21 protein-coding genes and 1 riboswitch are annotated in these 25,975 nt (G+C 67.8%); of the genes, 11 read left to right on the top strand and 10 right to left on the bottom strand.

The features are described from left to right. Position 1: 1 nt before the first annotated feature. The 5 genes from thiS to dnaG form a co-directional block, all read right to left on the bottom strand. On the bottom strand, positions 2–214 hold the full coding sequence (gene thiS, locus Q8W67_RS03610; protein WP_305540845.1) for a sulfur carrier protein ThiS: 213 nt from the start codon (positions 212–214) through the stop codon (positions 2–4). After that, entirely contained in the window at positions 211–1,428 is a 1,218-nt protein-coding gene (gene thiO / locus Q8W67_RS03605; RefSeq protein WP_370693805.1) for a glycine oxidase ThiO, read from the bottom strand. Before thiO ends, thiS begins: the two co-directional genes overlap by 4 nt. A gap of 70 nt (positions 1,429–1,498) precedes the next feature. Beyond that, positions 1,499–1,627, bottom strand: a riboswitch (TPP riboswitch). A 58-nt stretch (positions 1,628–1,685) separates the two neighbouring features. Continuing rightward, positions 1,686–2,945 (bottom strand): adenylate/guanylate cyclase domain-containing protein, encoded by a 1,260-nt coding sequence (locus tag Q8W67_RS03600; protein WP_305540842.1) that lies wholly within the window; start codon positions 2,943–2,945, stop codon positions 1,686–1,688. Between the two features lie 77 nt (positions 2,946–3,022). Then, positions 3,023–5,017, bottom strand: a complete 1,995-nt coding sequence (rpoD, locus tag Q8W67_RS03595; RefSeq protein ID WP_305540839.1) for an RNA polymerase sigma factor RpoD — start codon at positions 5,015–5,017, stop codon at positions 3,023–3,025. A gap of 199 nt (positions 5,018–5,216) precedes the next feature. After that, entirely contained in the window at positions 5,217–7,109 is a 1,893-nt protein-coding gene (gene dnaG / locus Q8W67_RS03590; protein ID WP_305540836.1) for a DNA primase, read from the bottom strand. Between the two features lie 201 nt (positions 7,110–7,310). Between dnaG and Q8W67_RS26750 the strand changes: the two genes are divergently transcribed. Then, positions 7,311–7,454 carry a hypothetical protein gene (locus tag Q8W67_RS26750; RefSeq protein WP_370693804.1) on the top strand — a complete coding sequence of 48 codons (144 nt, stop codon included), beginning with the start codon at positions 7,311–7,313 and terminating at the stop codon, positions 7,452–7,454. Between the two features lie 16 nt (positions 7,455–7,470). On the opposite strand, the gene Q8W67_RS03585 is transcribed toward Q8W67_RS26750, so the two are convergent. Beyond that, on the bottom strand, positions 7,471–7,932 hold the full coding sequence (locus Q8W67_RS03585; RefSeq protein ID WP_305540833.1) for a GatB/YqeY domain-containing protein: 462 nt from the start codon (positions 7,930–7,932) through the stop codon (positions 7,471–7,473). 189 nt (positions 7,933–8,121) lie between these two features. On the opposite strand from Q8W67_RS03585, the gene carA reads away from it, so the two are divergent. The 8 genes from carA to Q8W67_RS03545 all read left to right on the top strand — a co-directional run bounded on the left by carA (position 8,122) and on the right by Q8W67_RS03545 (position 17,809). Further along, positions 8,122–9,336, top strand: coding sequence for a glutamine-hydrolyzing carbamoyl-phosphate synthase small subunit (gene carA, locus Q8W67_RS03580; RefSeq protein WP_305540829.1), 1,215 nt, complete (start codon positions 8,122–8,124; stop codon positions 9,334–9,336). A 154-nt stretch (positions 9,337–9,490) separates the two neighbouring features. Continuing rightward, on the top strand, positions 9,491–9,868 hold the full coding sequence (locus Q8W67_RS03575; protein WP_305540819.1) for a hypothetical protein: 378 nt from the start codon (positions 9,491–9,493) through the stop codon (positions 9,866–9,868). A 160-nt stretch (positions 9,869–10,028) separates the two neighbouring features. Continuing rightward, positions 10,029–13,502, top strand: a complete 3,474-nt coding sequence (gene carB, locus Q8W67_RS03570) for a carbamoyl-phosphate synthase large subunit (protein WP_305540816.1) — start codon at positions 10,029–10,031, stop codon at positions 13,500–13,502. A gap of 90 nt (positions 13,503–13,592) precedes the next feature. Further along, complete coding sequence (gene greA, locus Q8W67_RS03565) at positions 13,593–14,069, top strand: transcription elongation factor GreA (RefSeq protein WP_305541266.1); 477 nt, start codon at positions 13,593–13,595, stop codon at positions 14,067–14,069. 5 nt (positions 14,070–14,074) lie between these two features. Next, positions 14,075–14,575 (top strand): hypothetical protein, encoded by a 501-nt coding sequence (locus tag Q8W67_RS03560; RefSeq protein WP_305540813.1) that lies wholly within the window; start codon positions 14,075–14,077, stop codon positions 14,573–14,575. A 41-nt stretch (positions 14,576–14,616) separates the two neighbouring features. After that, positions 14,617–15,666 (top strand): mitochondrial fission ELM1 family protein, encoded by a 1,050-nt coding sequence (locus tag Q8W67_RS03555; RefSeq protein WP_305540810.1) that lies wholly within the window; start codon positions 14,617–14,619, stop codon positions 15,664–15,666. A gap of 13 nt (positions 15,667–15,679) precedes the next feature. Beyond that, entirely contained in the window at positions 15,680–16,660 is a 981-nt protein-coding gene (trxB, locus tag Q8W67_RS03550) for a thioredoxin-disulfide reductase (protein ID WP_305540807.1), read from the top strand. Between the two features lie 258 nt (positions 16,661–16,918). Then, a complete protein-coding gene (locus tag Q8W67_RS03545; protein WP_305541263.1) occupies positions 16,919–17,809 on the top strand; it encodes a LysR family transcriptional regulator in 891 nt (296 codons plus the stop codon). Between the two features lie 324 nt (positions 17,810–18,133). Here the strand turns inward: Q8W67_RS03545 and msrP are convergent, their stop codons facing one another. The 4 genes from msrP to Q8W67_RS03525 form a co-directional block, all read right to left on the bottom strand. After that, entirely contained in the window at positions 18,134–19,087 is a 954-nt protein-coding gene (msrP, locus tag Q8W67_RS03540) for a protein-methionine-sulfoxide reductase catalytic subunit MsrP (protein ID WP_305540804.1), read from the bottom strand. A gap of 149 nt (positions 19,088–19,236) precedes the next feature. Further along, entirely contained in the window at positions 19,237–20,991 is a 1,755-nt protein-coding gene (locus Q8W67_RS03535) for an AMP-binding protein (protein WP_305540802.1), read from the bottom strand. A 101-nt stretch (positions 20,992–21,092) separates the two neighbouring features. After that, positions 21,093–21,809: a hypothetical protein gene (locus tag Q8W67_RS03530; protein WP_305540800.1), complete on the bottom strand. Its 717-nt coding sequence runs from the start codon at positions 21,807–21,809 to the stop codon at positions 21,093–21,095. A 170-nt stretch (positions 21,810–21,979) separates the two neighbouring features. Next, the gene (locus Q8W67_RS03525) at positions 21,980–23,491 is read right to left on the bottom strand and encodes a leucyl aminopeptidase (RefSeq protein ID WP_305540798.1); all 1,512 of its coding nucleotides are present in this window, start codon (positions 23,489–23,491) and stop codon (positions 21,980–21,982) included. Between the two features lie 185 nt (positions 23,492–23,676). Between Q8W67_RS03525 and lptF the strand changes: the two genes are divergently transcribed. Beyond that, entirely contained in the window at positions 23,677–24,837 is a 1,161-nt protein-coding gene (gene lptF / locus Q8W67_RS03520) for an LPS export ABC transporter permease LptF (protein ID WP_305540795.1), read from the top strand. 7 nt (positions 24,838–24,844) lie between these two features. Further along, positions 24,845–25,933, top strand: coding sequence for an LPS export ABC transporter permease LptG (lptG, locus tag Q8W67_RS03515; protein WP_305540793.1), 1,089 nt, complete (start codon positions 24,845–24,847; stop codon positions 25,931–25,933). The last annotated feature ends 42 nt before the right edge of the window (positions 25,934–25,975 follow it).

Raw genomic sequence — 25,975 nt, 5'->3', positions numbered from 1 at the left:
CTCAACCTCCCTGCATGGCGCGGACGATCTCGATACGGTCGCCCTCGGCCACCGGCGTCCGCTCCCAGTCCCGGCGGCGCAGCACGCGGCCGTTCAACGCGATGGCGACCCCCTGCGGGCTCTCGATGCCGCTCTCCTCCGCCTCGACGCGGAACAGGGCTTCGACAGTCTCGACCGCGCGCTCGCGCGGCTCGCCGTTGACCATAAGCTTCATGCCGAGGCCCTCCGGGCCTCCGGGCGCTCGAAGCGCGCCCGGGTGAAGGGTCGGGCGACCTCCGGCAGGGCGCCGCACGTCACCAGTTCGGCGACCGCCTCGGCGGTGACGGGGGCGAGCAGATAGCCGTTGCGGTGATGGCCGGTGGCGGCGACGAGGCCCGGCGCGAGTTCGTCGATGATCGGCGCGTCGTCGTCCGAGGTCGGGCGGTAGCCGCTCCAGACGGCCTCCACCTCCATCTCCTCGATGCCCGGCAGCACCCGCCGCGCGCCCTCCAGCAGCGCATAGAGGCCGCCGGCCGTGACCCCCGGCCGGAAGCCGCAATCCTCCACGGTGGCGCCGACGATCAGCTGACCGTCGCTCTTCGGGGCCATGTGGACCTGCTCGGTCCAGACCATCCGGTTGAGCGTGCCGGTCCGGACGGTGGTGCGCAGCGCCAGCGCCTGGCCCTTGAGCGGACGCACCGGCAGGGCGAGCGCATCCGGGAGCAGGCCACCCTCCCCGCTCCAGGCGCCCGTAGCCAGAACCACCGTGTCGGCCACGACGGTCCGGCCCTCGGCTCCAATGCCCGTAACCCTGCCGCCCGACCAGTCGAGCCCGGTCACGGGGGTGCCCTCCACCAGGGTCACGCCTGCGCGCCGGCAGGCCTCGGCCAGCGCGGCCATGACGAGGCGCGGATCCACCTGATGATCCAGCGGGCAATGGACGCCGGCCGTGACGGACGGGCGCAGGCCGGGCTCCAGCCGCCGCACCTCGCTCCCCGGCAACCACGCGGCGTCGAGGCCGGAGCGACGCTGCAGGTCGTATCGAAAGCGCAGGCGCTCGACCTCGTCGCGGCCGATCGCCAGGACCAGGGTCCCGTCCGGCCGGTAGTCGATCGAGAGGCCCGATTCCGCCTCCAGCGCGTCGCGAAAGCCCGGCCATTGTCGGAGCGATTCGAGAGCGAGCGGCAGCAGCGGGTCCGAGCCGGGCTCGTGCTCGGCGGCCGGCGCCAGCATGCCGGTGGCGGCCAGGCTCGCGCCGGCCCCGATCGTCGCCCGCTCGATGACGACCACCGCGCGGCCCGCGCGCGCCAGCCGCCACGCGATCGACAGGCCGATCAGCCCGGCCCCCACCACGACGATGTCGGCGCGTGCAGGAAGCGCGGTCTGCAGCGCGAGGCCCGGAGGGCTGCGGCGGCGTCCGATGGGTGAATCTGGGAGGTCCAAGGACAATGTCGTCTCCGCGGGATTCCGTCGCGGAAATCGGGCCGTGCGCTTCGGTGAGAAGCTGTGGCCTGCCTCTGAGGCGGCCGCGGTCCAATCCCTACGCCGGTATGAGCCGGATCAGGTTCGAAGGATTTCCGCGCCGCAGGTCCTGACGGACGTGCCAGCGGTTTCTCAGCCCCTTGCCGGGGATCTCCCTGGAACGGAGACAGATTTGGTCTTCCGCGCCGCGTGGGTCAACCCCGGCGTTGCGCGGTTGAGCCCCGTCAGTTCGGGGGGCGGGGCCGGAGGAATTTCGGGCGGAACACCGCCATGGGCTCCCGGAACCCATCGAGTACGTGTTCACCGAGAGGAACCGGGTCCCCCCAGAGGAAATCCACGAATGGCTTTGACATCAGAAGCGGCTCGCCGAGCAGCCGGTTCAGCCGGGCGATCCGGCTCGCGAGGTTCACGTCCCGACCGATCACCGTGAAGTCGAGCCGGGAGCCGGAGCCGACATTGCCGTAGGCGGCCTCGCCGTGGTGGAGCGCGATCCCGGCGGCCACCGGCACCGAGAACTGATGCAGCGCATTGGCCTCGTCGAGGGCTGCGAGGGCGTTCTGGGCGGCCGTGAGCGCGCCCTTGGCGGCCCCGCCCAGGTCGTCCCCGGATTCACGGAAGATCGCCAGCAGGCCGTCGCCGAGATACTTCAGGACCTCCCCACCCTCCCGCTCGATCGGCGGCACCAGGCAATCGAAGAACACGTTGAGCAATCCCACCGCCTCCTCGGGGGTCATGTCGGCGGAGGTCCTGGTGTAGTCGCGCATGTCGGCGAACAGGATCGCCGAGCGGATCCGCGTCACCTGCCCACGGCGGATGTCGCCGGCTAGGATCGCCCGGTGCGGCTCGTCACCGACATAGAGCCGCAGCACATGATCGAGCTGCTTGTTGAGGACGCGCATCTCCGCCACGGCGGCCAGCGCCGGCATGACGAAGCGCAGGATCGCGATGTCCTCGTCGCGGAAGCCCTCCGGCACCTGGGTTGCGAAGGTGATCCCGTTCTTGGTGCCGTTGGTGAAGAACAGCGGTGCGACCACGTAGTGCGTGTAGCCCCCGGCCTTCAGGTCCGGGATGATCGCGTAGGCGTCGTCCGGCGTCTCGGACAGGTCGAGGATCAGCCATTCGCCGGTCTCGTGGACCGTGTGGAACGGACTGTTGAGGTAGGCCTCCTGCGAGCGGCTCCCGTGCGGGAACAGGCGCATGCTGGTGCCGCCGTCCCGGGTCCAGACCCGGCCGACCCCGGCATACTCCGAATGCAGGGTGTCGATCGCCGTGGAGGCCCGATCGACCGGCACACCGACGGCGATCAGCCGCTCGGCCAGACCGGACAGCATGTCTTCAGCGTTGGGCATCCGGGCGCCCTCGCCCAGCAGCCAGTCACGGATCCCCACGGAGGGCTGAAGCGCACCGAAGGGAACGTCGTCGGCTTCGGAGCCGTCCGCGAAGGCCGTCGGCAATCCGGGCGTTGGCGGGCGGCGTTCGAGCATGGCGCCAAGGTGGGTGCCGCGCAGCGTCCTGGCAACGCGGTCGGGGGAGAGGCGCCGCGAAAAACCGCGACGGGGGCTCAGTTGTCCAGGAAGCTCCGGAGCTTCCGGCTGCGCGAGGGGTGCTTGAGCTTGCGCAGGGCCTTGGCCTCGATCTGGCGGATGCGCTCGCGGGTCACCGAGAATTGCTGGCCGACCTCTTCGAGAGTGTGGTCGGTGTTCATGCCGATGCCGAATCGCATGCGCAGCACGCGTTCTTCGCGCGGGGTCAACGACGCCAGGACGCGGGTCGTCGTCTCGCGCAGGTTACTCTGGATCGCCGCGTCGATCGGCAGGACGACGTTCTTGTCCTCGATGAAGTCACCGAGGTGGCTGTCCTCCTCGTCGCCGATCGGCGTCTCGAGGGAGATCGGCTCCTTGGCGATCTTCAGGACCTTCCTGACCTTCTCGAGCGGCATCGCCAGCTTCTCGGCCAGCTCCTCCGGGGTCGGCTCGCGGCCGATCTCGTGCAGCATCTGGCGCGACGTTCGGACGATCTTGTTGATCGTCTCGATCATGTGCACCGGGATGCGGATCGTGCGGGCCTGGTCGGCGATCGAGCGGGTGATCGCCTGCCGGATCCACCACGTGGCGTAGGTCGAGAACTTGTAGCCGCGGCGATACTCGAATTTATCGACGGCCTTCATCAAGCCGATGTTGCCCTCTTGGATCAGATCCAGGAACTGAAGGCCCCGGTTCGTGTACTTTTTGGCGATGGAGATCACGAGGCGCAGATTGGCCTCGATCATCTCCTTCTTGGCCTGCCGGGCCTCGCGTTCGCCCTTCTGGACCATGTTGACGATGCGGCGGTATTCGCCGATCTCCAGGCCGGTCTCGGAGGCGAGGTCGAGGATCTGGGCGCGCAATTCGGCGACCTGCTTCGAGCCCCGCTCGACCAAGTTCTTCCAGCCCTTGCCGCCGAGGGTGCCGACGCGCTCCATCCAGTTCGGATCGAGCTCGTAGCCCTGGTAGTGGCGCAGGAACTCGTCGCGAGCCACGCCGTGGCTCTCAGCGTAGCGCATCAGCCGGCCCTCGTGGCCGATCAGCTGCTTGTTGATCGAATAGAGCTGGCCGACCAGCGCCTCGATGCGGTTGTTGTTGAGCGACAGCGACTTCACGTCGGCGACGACGATGTCCTTCAGCTCGATCTGCCTCTGGTCCTGGGCGGGGGTGTTCTTCTCGCCCGCCGCCTTGCGCTCGGTGCCTTCGGACTGGAATTTGCGCAGCTTGCGGTAGTTGGCGGCGATCGCGTCAAACGTTTCCAGAACGCGCGGCTTGATCTCGGCTTCCATCGCGGCGAGCGAGACGTTGTTCTCGAGGTCGTCCTCATCGTCGCCGCCCTCCGGGGGCGCCGGCGGCTCGGCATCCTCGGCCCCTTCCTCGCCATCGGCGATCTGTGGGGCGTTCTTGCCGTCCGGGCCGGCATAGGTGGCCTCGAGATCGATGATGTCGCGCAGGAGGACCTTGCCCTCCACGAGCTCGTCCCGCCAGATGATGATCGCCTGGAAGGTGAGCGGGCTCTCACACAGCCCGGCGATCATCGCCTCGCGGCCGGCCTCGATGCGCTTGGCGATCGCGATCTCGCCCTCGCGGGAGAGCAGCTCCACCGAGCCCATCTCGCGCAGGTACATCCGCACCGGATCGTCGGTGCGATCGGTCGGCTCCTTCGTGGTCGTGGCGACCGTGACGGCGCGGGCCGGCGCGACCTCGGCCACCTCGCCGCCCTCGGCCTCCTCCTCGTCGCCGTCGGCGCCGTTCGCGGTCTTCTCGCCCGCGGCTGTCTCGTCGGTTTCCTCGGCCTCGACGACGTTGATGCCCATCTCCGACAGCTGGGACAGGACATCCTCAAGCTGATCGGGGTCGGACTGACCCTCGGGCAGGACCTCGTTGACCTCCTCGTAGGTCACGTAGCCACGCTTCTTGGCGAGCTTGACCATCCGCTTGACCGAAGCATCCGTCAGGTCGAGGAGCGGCCCGTCGGTCTGCTGCTCGGGGGCAGCGTCCGTCTCGTCCCGTTCCGTTGCCTTCGTCGCCATGATCAGCCTATTGTTTCGGATGCGGCGCGCTGCGGAGGCCTGAGATAGGCCGGTCCACGCCGTTGGCGCCGCGATAGTGAGAGTGGCCCCGGATTGCTCCGGTCGCCCTGAGTCGTCGGTTTCCGTATGCAAGCCTTAGGCTTGACCGATTGTTAACTATGGCGGGTCGCTCCCCGCCGCCACCGCCATCGCACAGCCATCATGCAGCGGTCGAGTCGCTCGACACCGGCTTGTCGGCTTCAGCCTCGGCGGCGATGACGGTCTCCAGCCTCGCCTTGACTTCGCACAGCCATGCCCAACCGGCATCAGTGGGATCGTTCTCAAACGCCTGCCGTGCTTGACGAAGTTCGCTATGTAGCGCGCCAGCCTGCCGGTGCAAGATCATCGCCTGTCTGAGTGCGTCCGCACGCTGCTGCGGATCGGCGTGCGGCGACAGCGTAATCCGGTCCCGTGAACGCGCGAGGGTGAGAATTCGCTCGGCCGCCTCAGCGAGGCCCGAGCGTGTGATGCGGTTTTGCAACATCTCGACGTCCGTCTGACTATTTTCGGCGGCGCAGGCGACCAGGACCGACAGGACCGCCCGGGCATCCGAATCCTCGAAGTCGAGTTCCGCGACCTCGTCACCGAATTCTACGAGCATCTCGGGGTGGACCAGCAGTGTGCCGGCGATCACCGCCTCGCGCACCGGCGCCGCCCCGGAGAAGCCCGCAGAGGCGGTCATTGAGGCGCTGGGGCTCCCGGTGATGCGCGGTGAGACCGGCTCGCCCGGTCGGACGAAGCGGCGGCCCTGGCTTTTCCCACCTGGACCGGATGCCCGCGCGGCGCGCGGCGACAGGGTACGCAGCCGTTCCTCGATATCGTCTCGGTAATAGCGCCTCACGGTTTCGTCGCGGATCGTCGCCACCGTGGCACGGAGCGTCTGCGTCAGGCCGGCACGACGTTCAGGCGTGTCGGCCGATCCGGATTCCAGCGCGCGGCGCCAGAGAAGCTCGGAGAGCGGCACGGCGGCATGGAGCACCTGATCGATTGCCGTGGCGCCGCCCGAGCGCAGCAGGTCGTCCGGATCCTGTCCGCCGGGCAGCAAAGCGATTCGCAGCGACCGGCCGGGTTCGAGGAGCGGCAGGGCCAGATCGAGCGCCCGGAATGCCGCCCGCTGGCCGGCCTTGTCGCCGTCGAAGCATAGGATCGGCTCGTCGGCGTGGCGCCAGAGCAGAGCGAGTTGCTCCTCGGTGAGCGCCGTGCCCAACGGTGCCACCGTCTCGGGATGGCCGGCCAGCGTCATCGCGATCACGTCGACGTAACCCTCGACCGCGATGATCGAGCTGCGCTCGTGCGCTGCCTTGCGGGCGCCGTGGAGGTTGTAGAGCGTGCGGCCCTTGTGGAAGAGCGGCGTCTCGGGCGAGTTCAGGTACTTGGCGCGCACCTCCTTGGACAGCGCCCGCCCCCCGAAGGCGACGACCCGGCCACGGGTGTCGGTGATCGGGAACATCACCCGGTCGCGGAAATAATCGTACGGGACCGAGACATCCTCGCCGCCGGCCAGAAGGCCCAGCTCGAGCATGAGCGCCTTGTCGACGCCTTGCCCGGCGAGGTGGTCGCGCAAGGCATAGCGGTCGTTCGGCGCGTAGCCGAGCCGGAAAGCCCGCTGCGTCTCGTCCTTAAGCCCGCGGCGTTCCAGATAGGCGCGGGCCTCGCTGCCCCGCCCCGCCCGCAGCCGCTCCTCGAACCAGCGAGCGGCCATCTCCATGACCTCGATGGCACCGGCGCGCTTCGTCTCGGAAGCGCGGGTATCCTCCGTGGGCGCAGGCAGGCTGACGCCTGCCTCGCCGGCCAGCCGCTCGACGGCCTCGGGGAAGCTCAGACCCTCGGTCTCCATCAGGAAGGAGAAGATGTCGCCGTGCTTCGAGGACGAGAAGCAATGATAGAATTGCTTCTGGTCGTTCACATAAAAGGACGGCGTCTTCTCGGCGTTGAACGGTGACAGGCCGCGCCACTCGCGGCCGGCCTTCTTGAGCTGCACCCGTCGCCCGACCACGGAGGAGGCCGGCAGCCGGGCGCGGATCTCTTCCAGGATGTGGGATGGGTAGCGCACGGGGCCTGCGGGTCGATTGTCTGACCCCGAGATATAGCGTGTTGCGGGTACGGGAGTCCCGGATGCCTTTGCCGGCCTGAAATCCACCAGGGGATTGCGTGGAGAAATGCCGGCCGCCGATCATCCGGTTCGATGGCCACCGCCTAAGCTGCGCCGTCCAAAGCCTGGCCACGTATATGCGTTGACTGGGCCCATGCCGAGGTGGCCGTGCCTCCACGCAAGGAGCCGGCCTCGATCCGGCTGGACACCGACGTGCTCGATTTCTTTCTGGCACGTCGGTGCCGCTGCCAGAGCAGCATCGACGCGGTTTTGCACAGCGATGTAAAGGCGCGGAACGACCGCTAGCGCGGCGGCTTGAACCTCAGCCCTTGGCCGCGAGCGCCGCCTTCACCAACCCGCTCGCCTTGGCGAAATCCATGCGGCCCGCGAAGGTGCCCTTCAGCGCGGCGATGACGCGGCCCATGTCCTTGGGTCCGGCCGCGCCCGTCTCAAGGATCGCGGCTTCGACGGCGGCCCGGGTCTCGGTCTCGTCCATCTGCTTGGGGAGAAACCCCTCGATGATCGCGATCTCGGCGCGCTCGTTGCCGGCGAGTTCCGGGCGTCCGCCCTGCTCGTACACCGCGGCCGATTCGGAGCGCTGCTTGATCATCTTCTGGAGAAGCGACAGGATCTCGTCGTCCGTCGGCGGCTCCTTGCCAAGGCCACGGGCCTCGATGTCCTTGTCCTTGAGGGCGGCCTGGATCATCCGCACGGTGGCGAGCTTCTCCTTGTCGCCGGCCTTCATGGCCTCCTTCATTTCGGTCGTGAAGCGCGCGCGCAGCATCTCGGTAAACCTTCCAACGGGCTAGACGGGCTGGCCTGCGGTTTGCGGGTGTTGAGCCTTGTCGGCCTCAGGGCCACATTGACCCCATCGCGGGCCGCTCGCTAAGAGCGCCGCACACGATCATGCCGACTGCCGAGAACGCCGCACCCCGGCGCCTGCCTTCGGCCGGACATAAGCGAGACCGACCCGATGCTGCAAGACGCCGCGCACGCACCCGAGCCCTGGGCGGAGCCCGTTGCGACGGCCCTGCTCGTACTCGCCGACGGAACAATCCTGGAAGGTTTCGGCATCGGCAAGACCGGCATCGCCGACGGCGAAGTCTGCTTCAACACGGCGATGACCGGATACCAGGAGATCCTGACCGATCCGTCCTACGCCGGGCAGATCGTCACCTTCACGTTCCCGCACATCGGCAATGTCGGCACCAACGACGAGGATCTGGAGAGCCTGGAGGCGGCCCCCGCCTCGGGCGTGCGCGGTACCGTGATCGCTTCGGCGGTGACGAAGCCGTCGAACTGGCGCTCCTCGTCGCATCTTGACGGCTGGCTCAAGGCCCGGGGCATCGTCGGTATCACCGGGGTCGACACCCGTGCGCTCACCGCCCGCATCCGCGACCACGGCATGCCGAACGCGGTGATCGCCAACGACCCGGAGGGCCGCTTCGACCGCGAGGCCCTGAAGGCGCGTGCGGCGGCGCTGGCACCCATGGAGGGGCTGGACCTCGTGCCGCCGGTCACGAGCCGCGTGCGCTCGGAATGGTCGGAGACCGTCTGGGCGCTGGGCGACGGCTACGGCAAGCGCGCCGCCGGCGACGGCCTGAAGGTCGTGGCGATCGATTACGGCGTGAAGCGCAACATCCTGCGCCTCCTCGCCCAGGCCGGCTGCGATGTGACCGTGGTGCCGGCTACCACCAGCGCCGAGGAGATCCTGGCGCTGAAGCCGGACGGCGTGTTCCTCTCAAACGGCCCCGGCGACCCGGCCGCGACCGGTGCCTATGCGGTTCCCGTGATCCGCAGGATTCTCGACGAGAAGGTGCCGACCTTCGGCATCTGCCTCGGTCACCAGCTCATGGGCCTCGCCCTCGGGGGCCGAACCGTGAAGATGGGTCAGGGCCATCACGGCGCGAATCATCCGGTGAAGGACAAGACCACCGGCAAGGTCGAGATCGTCTCGATGAACCACGGCTTCGCGGTGGATCCCGCGAGCCTGCCGGCCAGCGCGGTGGAGACCCATGTCTCGCTGTTCGACGGTTCGAATTGCGGCCTGACGCTGACCGATCGACCGGCCTTCTCGGTACAGCATCACCCGGAGGCCTCGCCGGGCCCTCGGGACAGCCACTACCTGTTCGAGCGCTTCGTCGCGCTGATGCGCTCGGGTGAGCCGGAGACGGCCAGAAACGCCTGATCGTGAACGCCCGATCGGCCGGCGTGATCCCAATCGGGCCGCGCCGTAGTCACAAAATCCGCGGAATCGGTCGGCTTAAGATCCCCTCTGACGGCCCGTGAACGGTGGCGCATCCGCGCTCACCGGCGGCGGCTCCGTCGCAGGGGATTGCCGGATGACCATCGACGAGGCACGCGACGACTTCTCCCGCCTGCATCGGACTTTCACCTTCCATCTCGGCGTCGCGGCCGGCCTTTCGTGGATGACCGCGCTCTACGCAGCGGTCTACGCACCCTGGGTGCGCAACATCCGGGCGCTTATCGATCCGGCGGGCGGCCTCGATCGTGTCGAGAGCACGGTGTCCTACCTGTTCGCGATGCCCGCCGTCCTCGCGCTGGCCTGGGTCTCCCTGTATTTCGGCCGCGAGATGCTGCGCCGGGCGCAGACGCTCTCGAACGTCGCCCTCGAATTCGCCGCCGCCGCCCTGGTCGCCTTCGGGATTTTCTATCTCTCCATCGATCGCGCGATGGCCGCCCTCCACGCGGGGTTCTGAGGCGCGACGGCGCATTCGAGATCTGTCCGACCGTGATCTTCCATTGATTGCTGCGGGCGTGTAAACGCAGGGCTCAACGACAATCCCGCCACGCGCGTCCGAGAGCAGGGCCGATCAGACCCGTGCCCGATCGGGCGCGCTTGGCCTGACAAGGCCACAGATGCCCAAGCGCACCGACATCTCCTCGATCCTCATCGTCGGTGCGGGGCCGATCATCATCGGGCAGGCCTGCGAATTCGACTATTCCGGGACCCAGGCCTGCAAGGCGCTCCGCGAGGAGGGCTACAGGATCGTCCTGGTGAACTCGAATCCTGCGACCATCATGACCGATCCGGACATGGCGGACGCGACCTATGTCGAGCCGATCACCCCGGAGATCGTCGCCAAGATCATCGAGAAGGAGCGCCCCGACGCGATCCTGCCCACCATGGGCGGCCAGACTGCGCTGAACTGCGCCCTGTCGCTGCAGAAGATGGGTGTGCTCGCCAAGTACGGCGTGCAGATGATCGGCGCCACGGCGGAGGCCATCGACAAGGCCGAGGACCGGAGCCTCTTCCGCGACGCCATGACCAAGATCGGGCTCGACACCCCGAAATCGGCCCTGGCCAACGCCTCGGCCGCCAAGAAGGCGGATCGGGAGAAGTACCTCGCCGAGATTGCCAGGATCGAGGCGGCCCAGTCCGAACCGAAGGCGCAGAGCGAGGCCCTCGCGGCCTTCGAGCGCAAGTGGCAGGCTGGCGAATCCGAGCGGCGCAAGCGCTACGGCGAGCACGCCCTCGGCCAGGCCCTGATCGCGCTGGCCGAGATCGGATTGCCGGCGATCATCCGTCCGTCCTTCACCATGGGCGGCACCGGCGGCGGCATCGCCTACAACCGCGAGGAGTTCCTCGACATCGTCGAGCGCGGCATCGACGCCTCCCCGACCAACGAGGTGCTCATCGAGGAGAGCGTGCTCGGCTGGAAGGAGTACGAGATGGAGGTCGTTCGCGACAAGAACGACAACTGCATCATCGTCTGTTCCATCGAGAACATCGACCCGATGGGCGTGCACACCGGCGACTCGGTCACCGTGGCCCCGGCCCTGACGCTCACCGACAAGGAATACCAAGTGATGCGCGACGCCTCGCTCGCGGTGCTCCGCGAGATCGGCGTCGAGACCGGCGGCTCGAACGTACAGTTCGCGATCAACCCCGAGAACGGGCGCATGATCGTGATCGAGATGAACCCGCGGGTCTCGCGCTCTTCGGCGCTGGCCTCGAAGGCCACAGGTTTCCCGATCGCCAAGGTCGCGGCCAAGCTCGCCGTGGGCTACACCCTCGACGAGATCGCGAACGACATCACCGGCGGTGCGACCCCGGCCTCGTTCGAGCCGACAATCGACTACGTCGTCACCAAGATCCCGCGTTTCGCCTTCGAGAAATTCCCTGGCGCGGAGCCGACGCTGACCACCGCCATGAAGTCGGTGGGCGAGGCCATGGCGATCGGCCGCTGCTTCGCGGAATCGCTGCAGAAGGCGCTACGGTCGCTCGAGACCGGCCTGACCGGTCTCGACGAGATCGAGATCGAGGGCCTCGGCCGTGGCGACGACCACAACGCTATCAAGGCCGCTCTGGGCGTGCCGACGCCGGACCGGCTCCTCAAGATCGCCCAGGCCCTGCGGCTCGGGGTGAGCCACGAGGAGGTCCACGCCTCCTGCAAGGTCGATCCGTGGTTCCTGGAACAGATCCAGGCGATCGTGGACTTGGAGAACCGCGTGAAGGCGCACGGCCTGCCGGCCACCGCCGGCGCGTTCCGGCAACTCAAGGCCGCGGGCTTCTCCGATTCGCGCCTCGCGGTGCTCGCCAAGATGGAGGAGACCCAGGTGCGGGCCAAGCGCCGCGCACTCGGCATCCGCCCCGTGTTCAAGCGCATCGACACCTGCGCCGCCGAGTTCAAGGCGCCGACGGCCTACATGTATTCGACCTACGTGGCCCCGTTCGCCGGCACCGTGGCGGACGAGGCGCGGCCGACGGACGCCAAAAAAATCATCATCCTTGGCGGCGGCCCGAACCGGATCGGCCAAGGCATCGAGTTCGACTATTGCTGCTGCCACGCCTGCTACGCGCTGTCGGACGCCGGTTACGAGACCATCATGGTCAACTGCAACCCGGAAACGGTCTCGACCGACTACGACACCTCGGACCGGCTCTATTTCGAACCGCTGACCGCCGAGGACGTGCTCGAGATCATCGAGACCGAGCGGCAGGCCGGCACGCTCCACGGCGTCATCGTGCAGTTCGGCGGCCAGACGCCGCTCAAGCTCGCCCGCGCCCTCGAAGCCGCCGGCGTGCCGATTCTCGGCACCTCCCCGGACGCGATCGACCTCGCTGAGGACCGGGACCAGTTCAAGCGGCTCCTCGACAAGCTCGGGATGAAGCAGCCGAAGAACGGCATCGCCTACTCGGTGGAGCAGAGCCGGCTGATCGCCTCGGAACTCGGCCTGCCTTTCGTGGTCCGCCCGAGCTACGTGCTGGGCGGACGCGCGATGGCGATCATCCGCGACGAGAGCCAGTTCGCCGACTACCTGCTGGGCACGCTTCCGAGCCTGATTCCGTCCGACGTCGTCGCCCGCTATCCCAACGACAAGACCGGGCAGATCAACACGGTGCTGGGCAAGAACCCGCTGCTGTTCGACCGCTACCTGTCGGACGCGGTGGAGATCGATGTGGATGCGGTCTGCGACGGCCAGGACGTGTTCATCGCCGGCATCATGGAACATATCGAGGAGGCCGGCATCCACTCGGGCGACTCGGCCTGCTCGCTGCCGCCGCGCTCGCTGTCCCCGGAGACCATCGCCGAGCTGGAGCGGCAGACCACCGCGATGGCGCTGGCCCTCAAGGTCGGCGGCCTGATGAACGTCCAATACGCTATCAAAGACGGCGACATCTATGTGCTGGAGGTGAACCCACGAGCCTCCCGGACAGTGCCGTTCGTCGCCAAGGTGATCGGCGAGCCGATCGCCAAGATCGCGGCCCGGGTGATGGCCGGCGAGAAGCTCGCGAGCTTCGGCCTCAAGCGCAAGGAACTCGCGCACATCGCCGTCAAGGAGGCGGTGTTTCCCTTCGCCCGCTTCCCCGGCGTCGACGTCCTGCTCGGACCGGAGATGCGCTCCACCGGTGAGGTGATCGGGCTTGATACCGGCTTCGGCGTCGCCTTCGCCAAGAGTCAGCTCGGCTCTGGCACGCAGGTCCCGCGCTCAGGCACGGTTTTCGTGTCGGTGCGCGACGCCGACAAGTCCCGGATCCTGCCGACGATGAAGCTCCTGTCCGATCTCGGCTTCTCGATCCTGGCGACCGGGGGCACGCAGCGCTTCCTGGTCGAGAACGGGGTTCCGACCGAGAGGATCAACAAGGTCCTCGAAGGACGACCGCACGTGGTCGACTCGATCAAGAACGGCGATATCCAGCTCGTGCTCAACACGACCGAGGGTGCCGGCGCGCTCTCGGACTCGCGTTCTCTCCGGCGCGCGGCCCTCTTGCATAAGGTGCCGTATTACACCACTCTAGCCGGCGCGATGGCGGCAGCCGAAGGGATCAAGGCCTATCTAGAGGGCGATCTCCAGGTCCGTGCGTTGCAGGAATACTTTGCGGCCTGAACCTCAGGGGTCCGCTGACTTCATTTCGTGGCCCGGAGGGAGTGCTACACTCTCGGCCGGGCCTCTTCATTGTGGCGCGAGACGATGACCATAGACAAGGTTCCGATCACGGTGCGCGGCTTCGCAGCCCTCGAAGAAGAGCTGAAGCACCGCCAGCAGGTGGAGCGCCAGCGCATCATCCAGGCGATCGCGGAAGCCCGCGCACTCGGCGACCTCTCCGAGAACGCCGAGTATCACGCCGCCAAGGAGGCGCAGTCCCACAATGAGGGGCGCGTGATGGAGCTGGAGAGCATGATCGCGCGCGCCGAGATCATCGATGTCTCGAAGCTCTCGGGCAACAAGATCAAGTTCGGCGCCACCGTGAAACTCGTCGACGAGGATACGGAGGAGGAGAAGACCTACCAGATCGTGGGCGAGCCAGAGGCGGACGTACGCTCCGGCCGGGTCTCGATCACCTCTCCGATCGCCCGCGCGCTCATCGGCAAGGGCGTCGGCGACACGGTCGAGGTCACGACGCCGGGCGGCGGCAAGTCCTATGAGGTCGTCGGCGTCCGGTACGGCGGCTGAACGCAATGGCATCGCGTTCCTGGAGCCGGCTCGCCGGTCTCCTGCTCTGTGCGTGCGCGGGTGCCGCCGCGGCCGAGGATTTTCCGCCGACCGCGCAGTTCTCGGACGTCCGCGTCGACGTGCGGCCGCTGCTCGACAAGGGCGCCGGCCTGCAGGCCGAGGCTCTGGCCGCCGACCTGACCGAAGCCCTGCGCAAGAGCTTCGCTGGCCGGATCGGCGGGCGCGGCCCCCGTCTGGTGGTCGTGGTCAGCGGCCTGTCGCTGCGGCCCTATGTCGGCGGGGGCGGTCGGCTGGGCATCGGCGGCAATGTCCAGACCGATTATCTGGAGGGCGAGGCGCTCCTCGTCGGCGGGAACGGGCAGGTGCTCGGGCGGCATCCGCAGATGACCGCCACGCCGGCCAGCTACGGCGGCGCCTGGTACGACCCGCAATTCGAAGCGCGGCGTCTGGCAGCCATCGCCGATATCTACGCCCAGTGGCTCGCCCGCGACCTGCCGCGGGATTAGCCCCGGCTCATCCGCTGTGTAAGGCGTTTCCGGTGAGGAGCATGCGAAGCATCGACGCGTCGGAGGTGGGATCTGCCCCGCTCGCCCGCGCTACCCCACAGCAGGAGACCCTTCCCGAACTCTCCCGGGCTCGCGCCTGGATCGTCACCGACGGCAAGGCCGGTGACGAGAACCAGTGCGTCGGCATCGCCGAGACGCTGGGACTGACTTTCGACATCCGGCAAATCCCCGCCTCCGGCCCGTTCGGCTGGTTTGCCCCCTGGGGACCGATCGATCCGCGGCAGGGCCCGCGCCGCCGCGGCGGCGCCCTCACAGGCCCATATCCGGACCTGCTGATTGCCTCGGGCCGCCGGGCGGTGCCGTATCTCCGGTCCGTGCGGCGCGCCACCGGCGGCCGGACCTTCACGGCGTTCCTGAAGGACCCGCGTACCGGCGAGGACAGCGCTGACTTCATCTGGGTGCCGGACTACGACGATCTGCGCGGCCCCAACGTCTTCACAACCCTGACCGCGCCGCACCTCGTGACCGCAGCCCGCCTCGCCGCGGCGCGGGCCCGGCCCGATCCGCGGCTCGCAAGTCTCGACGGACCCCGAGTGGCGGTGTTGGTCGGCGGTGACAGCCGACACCTGAGCTACCGCAAGACCGACATGCTGCGCCTCGTCGAGGATCTGCGCGGCTTGGTCGATCAGGGCTGCCGGCTCATGGTGACGATTTCCCGTCGGACGCCGAACCCGCTCCGCGACGCGGTCAAGGCGCTCGCGGCCGAGACCGGGGGGTTCCTCTGGGACGGCTCCGGCGAAAACCCCTACGTGGCCATGCTGGCGCTGGCCGAGGCGATCGTGGTGACCTCGGATTCGGCCAACATGGTGAGCGAGGCGGTGGCCACCGGCGCGCCCGTGCTGCTGTTCGACCTGCCGCGCACCTATATCCGGCACCGGCGGATGTTCGCCGGTCTGGCGATCGCCGGTGCGCTGCGGCCGTTCACCGGCCGGTTGGTCGATCTGCAGTACAAGCCGATCGATGCCACGCCGGTGATCGCGCGGGCGCTCGCCGATGCCTATGATGCCCGCCGTGCGGCCGGACCGGCCTGAGGGGACGAGAGAGATGGCCCATACCCACGCCAAGCTGGTGATCATCGGATCCGGACCCGCCGGCTACACGGCTGCGATTTATGCGGCCCGCGCCATGGTCGAGCCGCTGCTGATCTCTGGCTTCCAGCCGGGCGGCCAGCTGATGATCACCACCGACGTGGAGAACTATCCCGGATTCGCCGAGGCTATCCAGGGTCCGTGGCTCATGGAGCAGATGCGGCTCCAGGCCGAGCATGTCGGCACCCGGATCGTCTCCGAATACATCACCCGGGTCGATCTCAAGCAGCGGCCGTTCCGGCTGGAGGCCGATTCCGGCGAGACCTATTCCTGTGACGCGTTGATCATCGCCACCGGGGCTCAAGCGAAGTGGCTCGGCCTGCCCTCCGAAGCAGCATTCCAGGGTGCCGGCGTCTCGGCCTGCGCGACCTGCGACGGCTTCTTCTTCCGCGGCAAGGAAGTCGTGGTGGTGGGCGGCGGCAACACAGCGGTCGAGGAGGCGCTGTACCTCGCCAACATCGCCAGAAAGGTCACGGTGGTCCATCGTCGCGACAGCTTCCGGGCCGAACGGATCCTGCAGGAACGGTTGTTCAAGCATCCCAATGTCGAGGTGCTGTGGCACCGCGAGGTCGCGGAGGTCTGCGGCGTGCAGAAGCCCGCACCGACGGTCACCCATGTCCGGCTCAAGGATCCGCGCTCGGGCGACCTCAGCGAGGTTCCGGCCGACGGCGTGTTCGTGGCGATCGGGCACCAGCCGGCCACCGCGATCTTCGAGGGTCAGTTGCCAATGCGTCATGGCGGCTACCTGTCCGTGACGCCCGGCACCACCGAGACCGACGTCCCGGGCGTCTTCGCCGCGGGCGACGTCACCGATGATGTCTACCGGCAGGCGATCACGGCCGCCGGCATGGGGTGCATGGCCGCCCTTGAGGCCGAGAAGTTTCTCGCCAACCTGGAGATCGGCGAGAGTCCCGCGCGGGCCGCCGCGGCCGAATAGGATCCCGCCTCAGCCAGACAGGGGCCGAAGGGCAGGACCGTCAACAACTTCCGAAAGCGAACGCTTGCGTCCGACCATGCGCCGGGCGCATAGGGGTTCTGACTGGGCGGGGTTGCGGCGGTTGCATGCCTATCCGGCGCCGGACGCGTCTGCTCGACGGCGATGCGGTGCAGTCCGCTCGGTGCTTCGCCCGAGGCGCGGCGCAGGTGATCCGTGCCGGGCATGGGGTGCGGGTTCGCGGTGGTGGGGGTTCTCGCCTTGGATTGGGACAAGATCCGGATTTTCCTGAACGTCGCAGAGGCGGGCAGCTTCACCAAGGCGGGCGACGATATCGGGCTCAGCCAATCGGCCGTAAGCCGCCAGATCAGCGCCCTCGAGCGTGAACTGAAAGCGCCCCTCTTCCATCGCCATGCTCGTGGCCTGATCCTGACCGAGCAGGGCGACCTTCTGTTCCGGGCCGCCCGGGACATGAAACTGCGTCTGGAGAACACCCGGGCGCGTCTGGTGGAGACATCAGAGCGGCCGACCGGCGACCTGAAGGTGACGACGACCGTGGGACTGGGCACGTCCTGGCTGTCGCAGCGGGTCGGCGAGTTCCTCGACCTTTACCCGGACGTGCGCATCGAGCTGATCCTGACCAACGAGGAACTCGACCTCGCCATGCGCGAGGCGGACGTGGCGATCCGCATGCGTCGACCGGCCCAGCCGGATCTGATCCAGCGCCGGCTGTTCACCGTGCACTACCATGCGTTCGCGAGCGTCGATTACGTCAAGCGATTCGGGGAACCCAAGAGCATCGACGATCTCGACGATCACCGCCTCGTCTCGTTTGGAGGCAATGAGCCGTCCTACCTGCTGGCCGCTCACTGGCTGGCCGATGCCGGGCGTGAGGGACGCGAGCGGCGCAACGTCCACCTGACCGTGAACAACATCGGCGCACTCCAGCGCGCCATGGAGGCCGGCGCTGGAATCGGCATCCTGCCCGATTATGCGGTGGATGGCGGCCAGCAACTCACGCAGGTGCTGCGCGATACCGAGATGCCGAGCCTCGAGAGCTATCTCGTCTATGCCGAGGAGATGCGCTCGGTTGCCCGGGTGCAGGCGTTTCGCGATTTTCTGGTCTCGAAGGCGCAACGTTGGACGTACTGAGCGTGAGATGATCCTCTCCGATCCTCCTTCGGAGACGGATCGATGGGCGCAGCGGTCCTGCTCACGATTCCTGTCGCCTCCTCCGCCACCGTGGGCGCCCGGGCGTCTGACTGCGCGGACGCTTGGTCCCGGCGAAACCTGATCGCCAAGCGAAGGACGATCGGCCGAGCTATTCCACCGGACACCAAAACAGGCGGCCAAACGGTCGCGCAAGCGCCACGCCCGCTTTGGCTGTCGTCCCGGAATCGGTTTCATCGCCGAGTCGTTGAGCGCTTCGGTGGACGATGCGCTGCCAGGGCCGTCTGTCGAGCCGCATCTGGCGGATCACACGAACAGCCGCTCGCCCTCCAGGCCCTTGTAAAGCCCCGCCACCTGCTCGCCGTAGCCGTTGTAGATCAGCGTCGGCACGCGTTCGTCGCTGCCGAGCACGCGCTCGCTGGCCTGGCTCCAGCGCGGATGCGACACCGCAGGGTTCACGTTGGCCCAGAATCCGTACTCGGACGCCTGAAGTCCCTCCCAGAAGGTCTTCGGGCGCTCAGCGGTGAACGAGACCTTCACGAGCGATTTGGCCGACTTGAAACCGTATTTCCACGGCACCGCGACGCGGATCGGCGCGCCGAACTGGTTGGGGAGCGGCTTGCCGTAGACCCCTGTGACTATGAAAGCCAGATCGTTGGCCGCTTCTGCCAGCGTCAGCCCCTCGGTATAGGGCCAGGGATAGAAGAACGCCCGTTGGCCAGGCGCCATGGCCTTGTCCATGAAGGTTTCGAAGCGAATGTACTTCGCGCCCGACGTCGGCTTGGCGAGTGACACCAGCTTCGAGAGCGGAAAGCCTGTCCACGGCACGGCCATCGACCAAGCCTCGACGCAGCGATGCCGATAGAGCCGCTCCTCCAGACCGACTTTCCGGATCAGGTCGTCGACGCCGATCTCGAACGGCTTTTCCACGAGGCCGTCGATCTTCAGGATCCAAGGCTTTGTCTTGAGCGCATTCGCGGCCGGCAACACGGACTTGGATGTTCCGAACTCGTAAAAGTTGTTGTAATCGGCGCTGAAGCGCTCGGGCGTGACTGGACGGTCGAGCGTATAGGTGGAATTGCGCTCTGCCGGATAGAGCGCTGTATCTCCAACGGCCGCGATGGCGGCCCGATTGCCGAGGAGGGAGCCGGCGGCCAGTCCGGCTGCTGCGCCGATCAGGGCGCGCCGGCTCAGGAACACGGCCTCGGGGGTGGCCAGATGCTCCGGAATCTCCCATCCGTGCCTGCGCCTGATCAACATGGCTCTCTCCTCGCCTACCACATGCGCACAACCCACAGATCGGCACGTGCCGACGGGGGTGCAAGCGTCGCAACCTCACCATTCGGCGATCGGAGCCGCTCGGTTACCGAACGCGCTGGCGCGATCGGCCGCGTCCCCGGTTACGGAGATCAGGCCTGAGGGGTTTCGTCGCGCAGGACGCGGCGCAGTACCTTGCCGACATTGGTCTTGGGCAGGGTGTCGCGCAGCACGACGCGACGCGGCACCTTGTAGCCGGTGAGTTGCGTGCGGGCATACGCCCGAAGGGCGTCCGTCGAAACGGTTGGATCCTTCAGGACGACGTGGGCCACGACCATCTCGCCGCTATCCTCGCTCGGCGCGCCCACCACCGCGCATTCGAGCACGCCGGGATGAGCGGCCAGAACATCCTCGACCTCGTTCGGATAGACGTTAAATCCAGAGACGAGGATCATGTCCTTCATCCGGTCTACGATGCGGATCTGCCCATCGGGCTCCATCACAGCGGCGTCGCCGGTGCGGAAGAAGCCGTCCGGCGTCATGGCGCGCGCCGTCTCATCCGGCCGGTTCCAATAGCCGCTCATCACCTGGGGGCCGCGTACGCAGATCTCGCCGGGCTGGCCCTGCGGCACCGGCCGCCCGGTCAGGTCCCGGATCGAGACCTCGGTGGACGGAAGCGGAAACCCGATCGTACCGGAGAAGGCCTTCAGTCCGACCGGGTTTGCGCTCACCACCGGCGAGGTCTCAGACAGGCCGTAGCCCTCGACGATGGTGTTGCCGGTCAGCGCCTTCCAGCGCTCGGCCACCGCCCTTTGCACCGCCGTTCCACCGCCGACCACGAAGTCGAGGTTCGAGAAGTCCACCGTGTCGATCTTGGGGTGGTTGATCAGCACGTTAAACAGCGTGTTCACGCCCATGAGATGCGTGAAGCGATGCCGGCTGAGGGTCTTAACCATGCCGTCGCAATCGCGCGGATTGGGAATCAGCAGGCACGATCCCCCGTTGCGCATGAACTGGAAGAAGCAGGCCGTGAGCGCAAAGATGTGATAGAGCGGCAACGCCGTGACGGCGCAGCGCCGGATGCTCGGGTCCTTCGAGTTGAACCAGACCTGCGACTGCTCGACATTGGCCATGATGTTGCGGTGGCTCAGCATCGCAGCCTTGGCGATGCCGGTGGTTCCCCCCGTATATTGCAGGAACGCCAGATCCGCTGGAGCGACCGTGACGGCGGCCTGAGGCATCCCGCTGCCCCGGCGCAGGACCGCCATGAACGGTACCGCGAGGTGTTCCGGCAGCCGAAACGGCGGCACAGCCTTCCGCACGTGGCGGCTGGCGAGGTTGATGACGCGCCCCTTCACGCCCAACCCGTCGCCCGGACCCACGAGGAGCACGCGATCGAGCGCCACATCCGCCAGAGCCCCCGCGACGGTCGCACCGAAGTTCTCCAGAACGATCAGGAACCGCGCGCCCGAGTCGTTGATCTGCTGCGCGAACTCCCGCGGCGTGTAGAGCGGGTTGACGTTGACCACCGTCCCGCCGGCCGAGAGCACGCCGAAGATCGCCACCGCATAAGCCGGCACGTTGGGCAGCATGATCGCGACCCGGTCGCCCTTCGCCAAGCCCTGCGATCTCAACCAAGCCGCGAGCGCGCGCGCCTGCCGGCCCAGGGTCGCGTAGGACATGGTCGAACCGAAGCAGAACATCGCCGGCCGGTCCGCGAATGCGGACATGCTGGTCTCGAACAGGTCGACCAGGGTCCCGAGGCCCGCGACGTCGATCTCGGCCGGGACCCCGGGGGGATAGGACGCGAGCCACGGACGCTGCGAACGGCGCTCGGACGCTTGATCCGCCGCCGACACGTGCGGATGTGCCGCCACACCGTGTTCGACTACACTGGCCTCGCGCATCGCGTCGACTCCCGCGGGCACGGCTCTCGTCGGCCGGGTCCCGTCCCTACGCAGAACGGCCCAAGTCTGGGCGAACGGCCCTCCACTAGCAAGGCGGGCCCTCACGCCCCCCGTTGAAGCCGGCTAGATGTCGCCAGCACCGCATGCGGCAGGGCCCCTGCGACGAGCAGCAGCGCGGCGAGGCCGGCCTCCGCGGGCCAGAAGGCACGATGCGGCCACGGTCCCAAGCCGAGATCGCCTGCGAGGCCGATCACGGCAGCCCCGAACCACAGGGTCAGGAAGGCCAGCGCGCCGAAACCGATTCGCCTGAGGGTCGGCCGAATCGGACGGTTGGCGGCGAGGACGAACAGGCCGAGGACACCACCGAAGATCGCCGCCGCAACCCCCGCCCCGAGCCCGTAGGCGAGCCACAAGGGTTGGTGCGTCAGGAACGCCATCCCGCCGGTGGCGAAGCCGCCCCGCAGGATCAGGCCGCCGAAGGTCGGATAGAGCCCGGCCAGAAGGAGCGCGGCGGTGCCGACGAGTCCGAACAGGATCCGGCGCGGGGTTGAGGCGGGTCCGGGGCCAGCCGCGACCGTGACGAGATGCGCTATCCCGTAGACAAGCGCGAAGGCGAAGAGCGGGTAGCGCGCGATGAAATAGCCGTAGATCCACGGCTCGAAGGATTCCGGCACACTTGAGCGCTGGCTGAAGCCGCTCGCGACCACCAGAACGAGCGCAAGCAGCATCGCCGCCATGGGAGCCGCCGCCGCGAGATGCGTACGCCGTGCAGCTCCGCTGGCCGGGTCGCGGGTGGCGGACGGTGGCGCAAGCTTCATGCGTGCTCCTTGGCCGAGCGCACTGTCAGACCGGCTAGGCCGGGCCGCCCAGCGGGCCCGGTCTCGCGCAGGACCGGCGCGCGGCGTCGTGCCGGGTGCGGTCGGTACCAAGTCTTCGATTTCACGCGCTCGCTTTCGCCGAGCCGGTATCCAATCCGACGGCGGGCGCTCTAGCGCGCCTCGTAATGGTCCCGGACCAGTCGGTCGAGCAGGCGCACGCCCCAGCCGGCGCCCCAGCTGCGGTTGATCTCGCTGGCGTTCGACGACATCGCCACGCCCGCGATATCGAGATGCGCCCACGGCAAATCTTCGACGTAGCGCTTGATGAACGAGGCCGCCGTGGCGGCGCCGCCGTGGCGGCCGCCGGTATTCTTCATGTCGGCGAACTTGGAATCAATCGCCTTGTCGTAGGCGGGGATCAGCGGCATCCGCCAGACCTTCTCGCCGGTGGCCTCGCCGGCGGCGTGGATGTTGCCCGCGAGCGCGTCGTCGTTCGAGAACATCCCGGCGATGTCCTGGCCGAGGGCGACGATGATCGCCCCCGTCAGCGTCGCGAGATCGACCATCGCCTTCGGCTTGGCGCTGCGGACGACGTGGGTGATCACGTCGGCCAGCACGAGCCGGCCTTCCGCGTCGGTGTTGATCACCTCGATGGTCTGGCCGGACATCGAGGTCAGGATGTCGGAGGGACGGTAGGAGCCGCCATCCGGCATGTTCTCGACGATGCCGATGGCACCCACGACGTTGCAGCGGGCCTTGCGGGCGGCGAGCGCGTGGAGCGCGCCGACCACGGCGGCCGCGCCGCCCATGTCGCCCTTCATGTCCTCCATGCCGCCGCCGGGCTTGATCGAGACGCCGCCGGAATCGAACACCACGCCCTTGCCGATGAAGGCCAGGGGCGCCTCGCCGGCGGGACCGCCGTTCCAGCGCATGATCACGATCCGCGGCTCGCGGGCCGAGCCCTGTGCCACGGCGAGCAGCGCGCCCATGCCCAGCTCGCGCATCCGCGCGGGTTCGAGCACTTCGATCTCGACGCCGAGCTTGTCGAGTTCCGAGGCCCGCCGGGCGAATTCCTCAGGGAAGAGAACGTTCGGCGGCTCATTCACGAGATTGCGCGCGAGGATAACGCCCTCGGACAGCGTCCGGGCACCCTCGCCTTCACGCGTCGCCGCGCCGTGGTCCGCGAGCAGCAGGGTCAACGCCGTCCCGCCGTTGTCTTCAGCATCGGGCTTCTTCTTGGTCTTGTAGCGATCGAATTTGTAGGTGCGCAGGCGCGCGCCCAGCGCGAACTCACCGGCCTGCGCCGCGCTCACAGTCGTGCCCGGCCAGTCGAGCACGACCCGGGCCGAGCGGCCCGAGACCTTGCTGGCGGTGAAGCCGCCGAGCGCCGGCCAATCGGTCTTGGCGCGATCCTTGTCAGAGCCGAGACCGACCACGACGAGCCGGTCGGCGCCGACGCCTGCCGGCGCCGGCAGGCTCATGGCGCTGAGCGAGCGCCCCTTGAACCGCTCCGATGCCGCGGCTTTCGCGACGAGATCCGCTCCAGAGGCTCCCAGCGCGCTCCGGGCCGCTGATCCCAGGGTGAGATCGTCGCCGACGAAGACCACGAGATCGCCGGATCCCCCCGGGCCCTGGCCACTCTGCTCAAGGGGGCCGAAACCGATCTCGATACCGTCCGCCATACCTGTCGCCCTGCCCGCCGTTCCGGAGCCGTTGACCGCGCCCGCACCGTGCCGCGGGGCGCTGTCCGTCCTGTGTAGCCGTTGAGGCAGAGAACGCAACGCGGCGCAACAGCCCTGGAATCGCCCCTTTTGTCGGTTCCCTGCCGTCCCCGGGGCGTGAGCGGACGAGCGGGACTGCCGGGCCGATGAGGCAGATCGAGCGCTACATCTTTCGGATCGCCCTGGGTGCAACTGTCGCGTGCCTAGTCGGCCTGACCGGCACGATCTGGCTGACGCAGGCCCTGCGCGAACTCGATCTCGTGACCGCCAAGGGGCAGACGCTCGTGGTGTTCCTGTTCGTGACCGGCCTGTCGCTGCCGACACTGATCGTGGTCATCGCCCCCGTGGCGCTCTTCATCGGCACCGTATACGCGCTGAACAAGCTGAACGGCGATTCCGAGCTGATCGTGATGTCGGCGGCCGGCATGCCGCCGCGCTCGCTCCTGCGCCCGTTCCTGACCCTGGCGCTGATCGTCAGCTTCCTGATCGGATTCCTGGTGGTGGTGGTGATGCCCGCAAGCTTCCAGGAGTTGCGCGACGTGATCACCCGGGTGCGGGGCGACTTCATCGCGAACGTCGTCAAGGAAGGGCAGTTCACCCAGCTCGACAACGGCATCACCTTCCATTTCCGCGAGCGCGGACCGGGGGGCGTCCTCAAGGGGCTGTTCATCCAGGACCGCCGGGAGGCTGGAAAGATCAAGGTGTATCTCGCCGAGCGAGGCAACGCCGTCGACATCGACGGGCAGAGCTACCTCATCCTGGAGAACGGCAGCGTCCATCAGCAGCAGAAGGACTCCCGCGATTCCTCGATCCTGACCTTCGAGCGATACACGATCGACCTGGCGGCCTTCGCGCCACCGGATTCCGACACGATCTACAAGCCGCGCGAGCGCTCGACCTCGCAGCTCCTGTTCCCTGATCAGACCGAGGGCTACTACAAGCTTCAGAAGGGCCGCTTCCGGGCCGAGCTGCACGACCGTCTCTCGGCCTGCCTCTACCCACTGGCCCTGGCCTTCATCGCCTTCGCGGCTCTCGGAGATCCCCGCACCACGCGCCAGGGACGCGGGCTGGCGATCGCCGGCGCGATCCTCGCCGTGGTCGGTCTGCGCATCGCGGGCTTCGCCGCGGTGAGCGCCGCCGCGCGCAGCGTCGGGGCGGTGGCCGCGGTCTACGGCGTGCCGCTGCTGGCGATCGCGCTGTCGTGCCTCGTGATCTTCTTCGGGCCGCGGGTGCGTGCCTTCAACGCCGCCATCGGCCGCGGATTGCGGACTCTGCTGCGCGTTCCCCGCCTCGCGCCGGCGGCCTGACCCGCAGATGCTGATCGGTCCGACCCTGGGGCGGTACTTCGCCGCCCGGTTCGCGCGCACGGTGCTCGGCGTGTTCGTGACCGTCTTCGCTCTGGTCTACACCCTCGACTTTGTGGAGTTGCTGCGCCGCGCCGGCGAGGCCGAGGGCGCCTCCACCGGGCTCATGGCGCAGCTCTCGCTCTATCGCACCCCCGCGGTCGCGGAGGGCGTGCTGCCGTTTGCGGTCCTGTTCGGCTCGATGGCGTCCCTGCTCCAGCTCTCGCGCAAGCTGGAGTTGGTGGTCGCCCGGGCAGCCGGGATCTCGGCGTGGCAGTTCCTGCAGCCGGGCTTCTTCGTCGCGCTGGCCCTCGGCGCGGTGGCGGTCGGGGTCTACAATCCGGTCTCGGCGTTGCTGAAGCAGCGCTCCACCGAGATCGAGGCCAGGATCTTCGCCAAATCGACCAAAACAGGCTCGGGCAAGGATCTGTGGATTCGCCAGAAGGGTCTCGACGGCGAGGCGATCCTGCGGGCCGAAACCGCGGTCGAGGGCACGACGACGCTCGCCGGCGTCTCGGTCTTCACCTTCGACGAGTCCGGCAAGTTCGCCGAGCAGCTCGTGGCAGCCCGCGCTACGCTCCACGACGGCTACTGGGAGCTCTCAGATGTGCGTTTGCTCACACCGGACGCGCCGCCCGAGTCGTTCGATACGTATCTGATCGCGTCGAATCTCGATCCCGGACAGGTCCGCCAACGGTTCACGCCGCCGGAATCTGTGCCTTTCTGGCAACTTCCCACAACCATCGCGCGGACAGAGCGGGCGGGCCTCGACGCTACCCGATACCGACTTCAGTACGATGTCCTGTGGGCACGACCCGTCTTGTTCGTGGCGATGGTCATCGTGGCCGCAACCGTTTCCTTACGGTTCTTCCGCTTTGGTGGCGTTGGTAAACTCGTCCTCGGCGGCGTCGCGGCCGGCTTCGCTCTCTACGTGATTCGCCAGGTCATGGAGGGGCTCGGCGCGTCCGGACTCGTGGCCGCACCGGTGGCGGCCTGGTTCCCGGCCGTGGTAGGCAGTCTTCTCGGTACGCTCACGCTTCTGTACCAGGAAGACGGCTGACGCCCGCGATCCGTTGCGGGCCGGGAGACGGGTTTTGAGGGT

Source organism: Methylobacterium sp. NEAU K (assembly GCF_030700285.1).
GTDB lineage: Bacteria > Pseudomonadota > Alphaproteobacteria > Rhizobiales > Beijerinckiaceae > Methylobacterium.
This window is presented reverse-complemented; position numbering and strand designations above follow the sequence as displayed.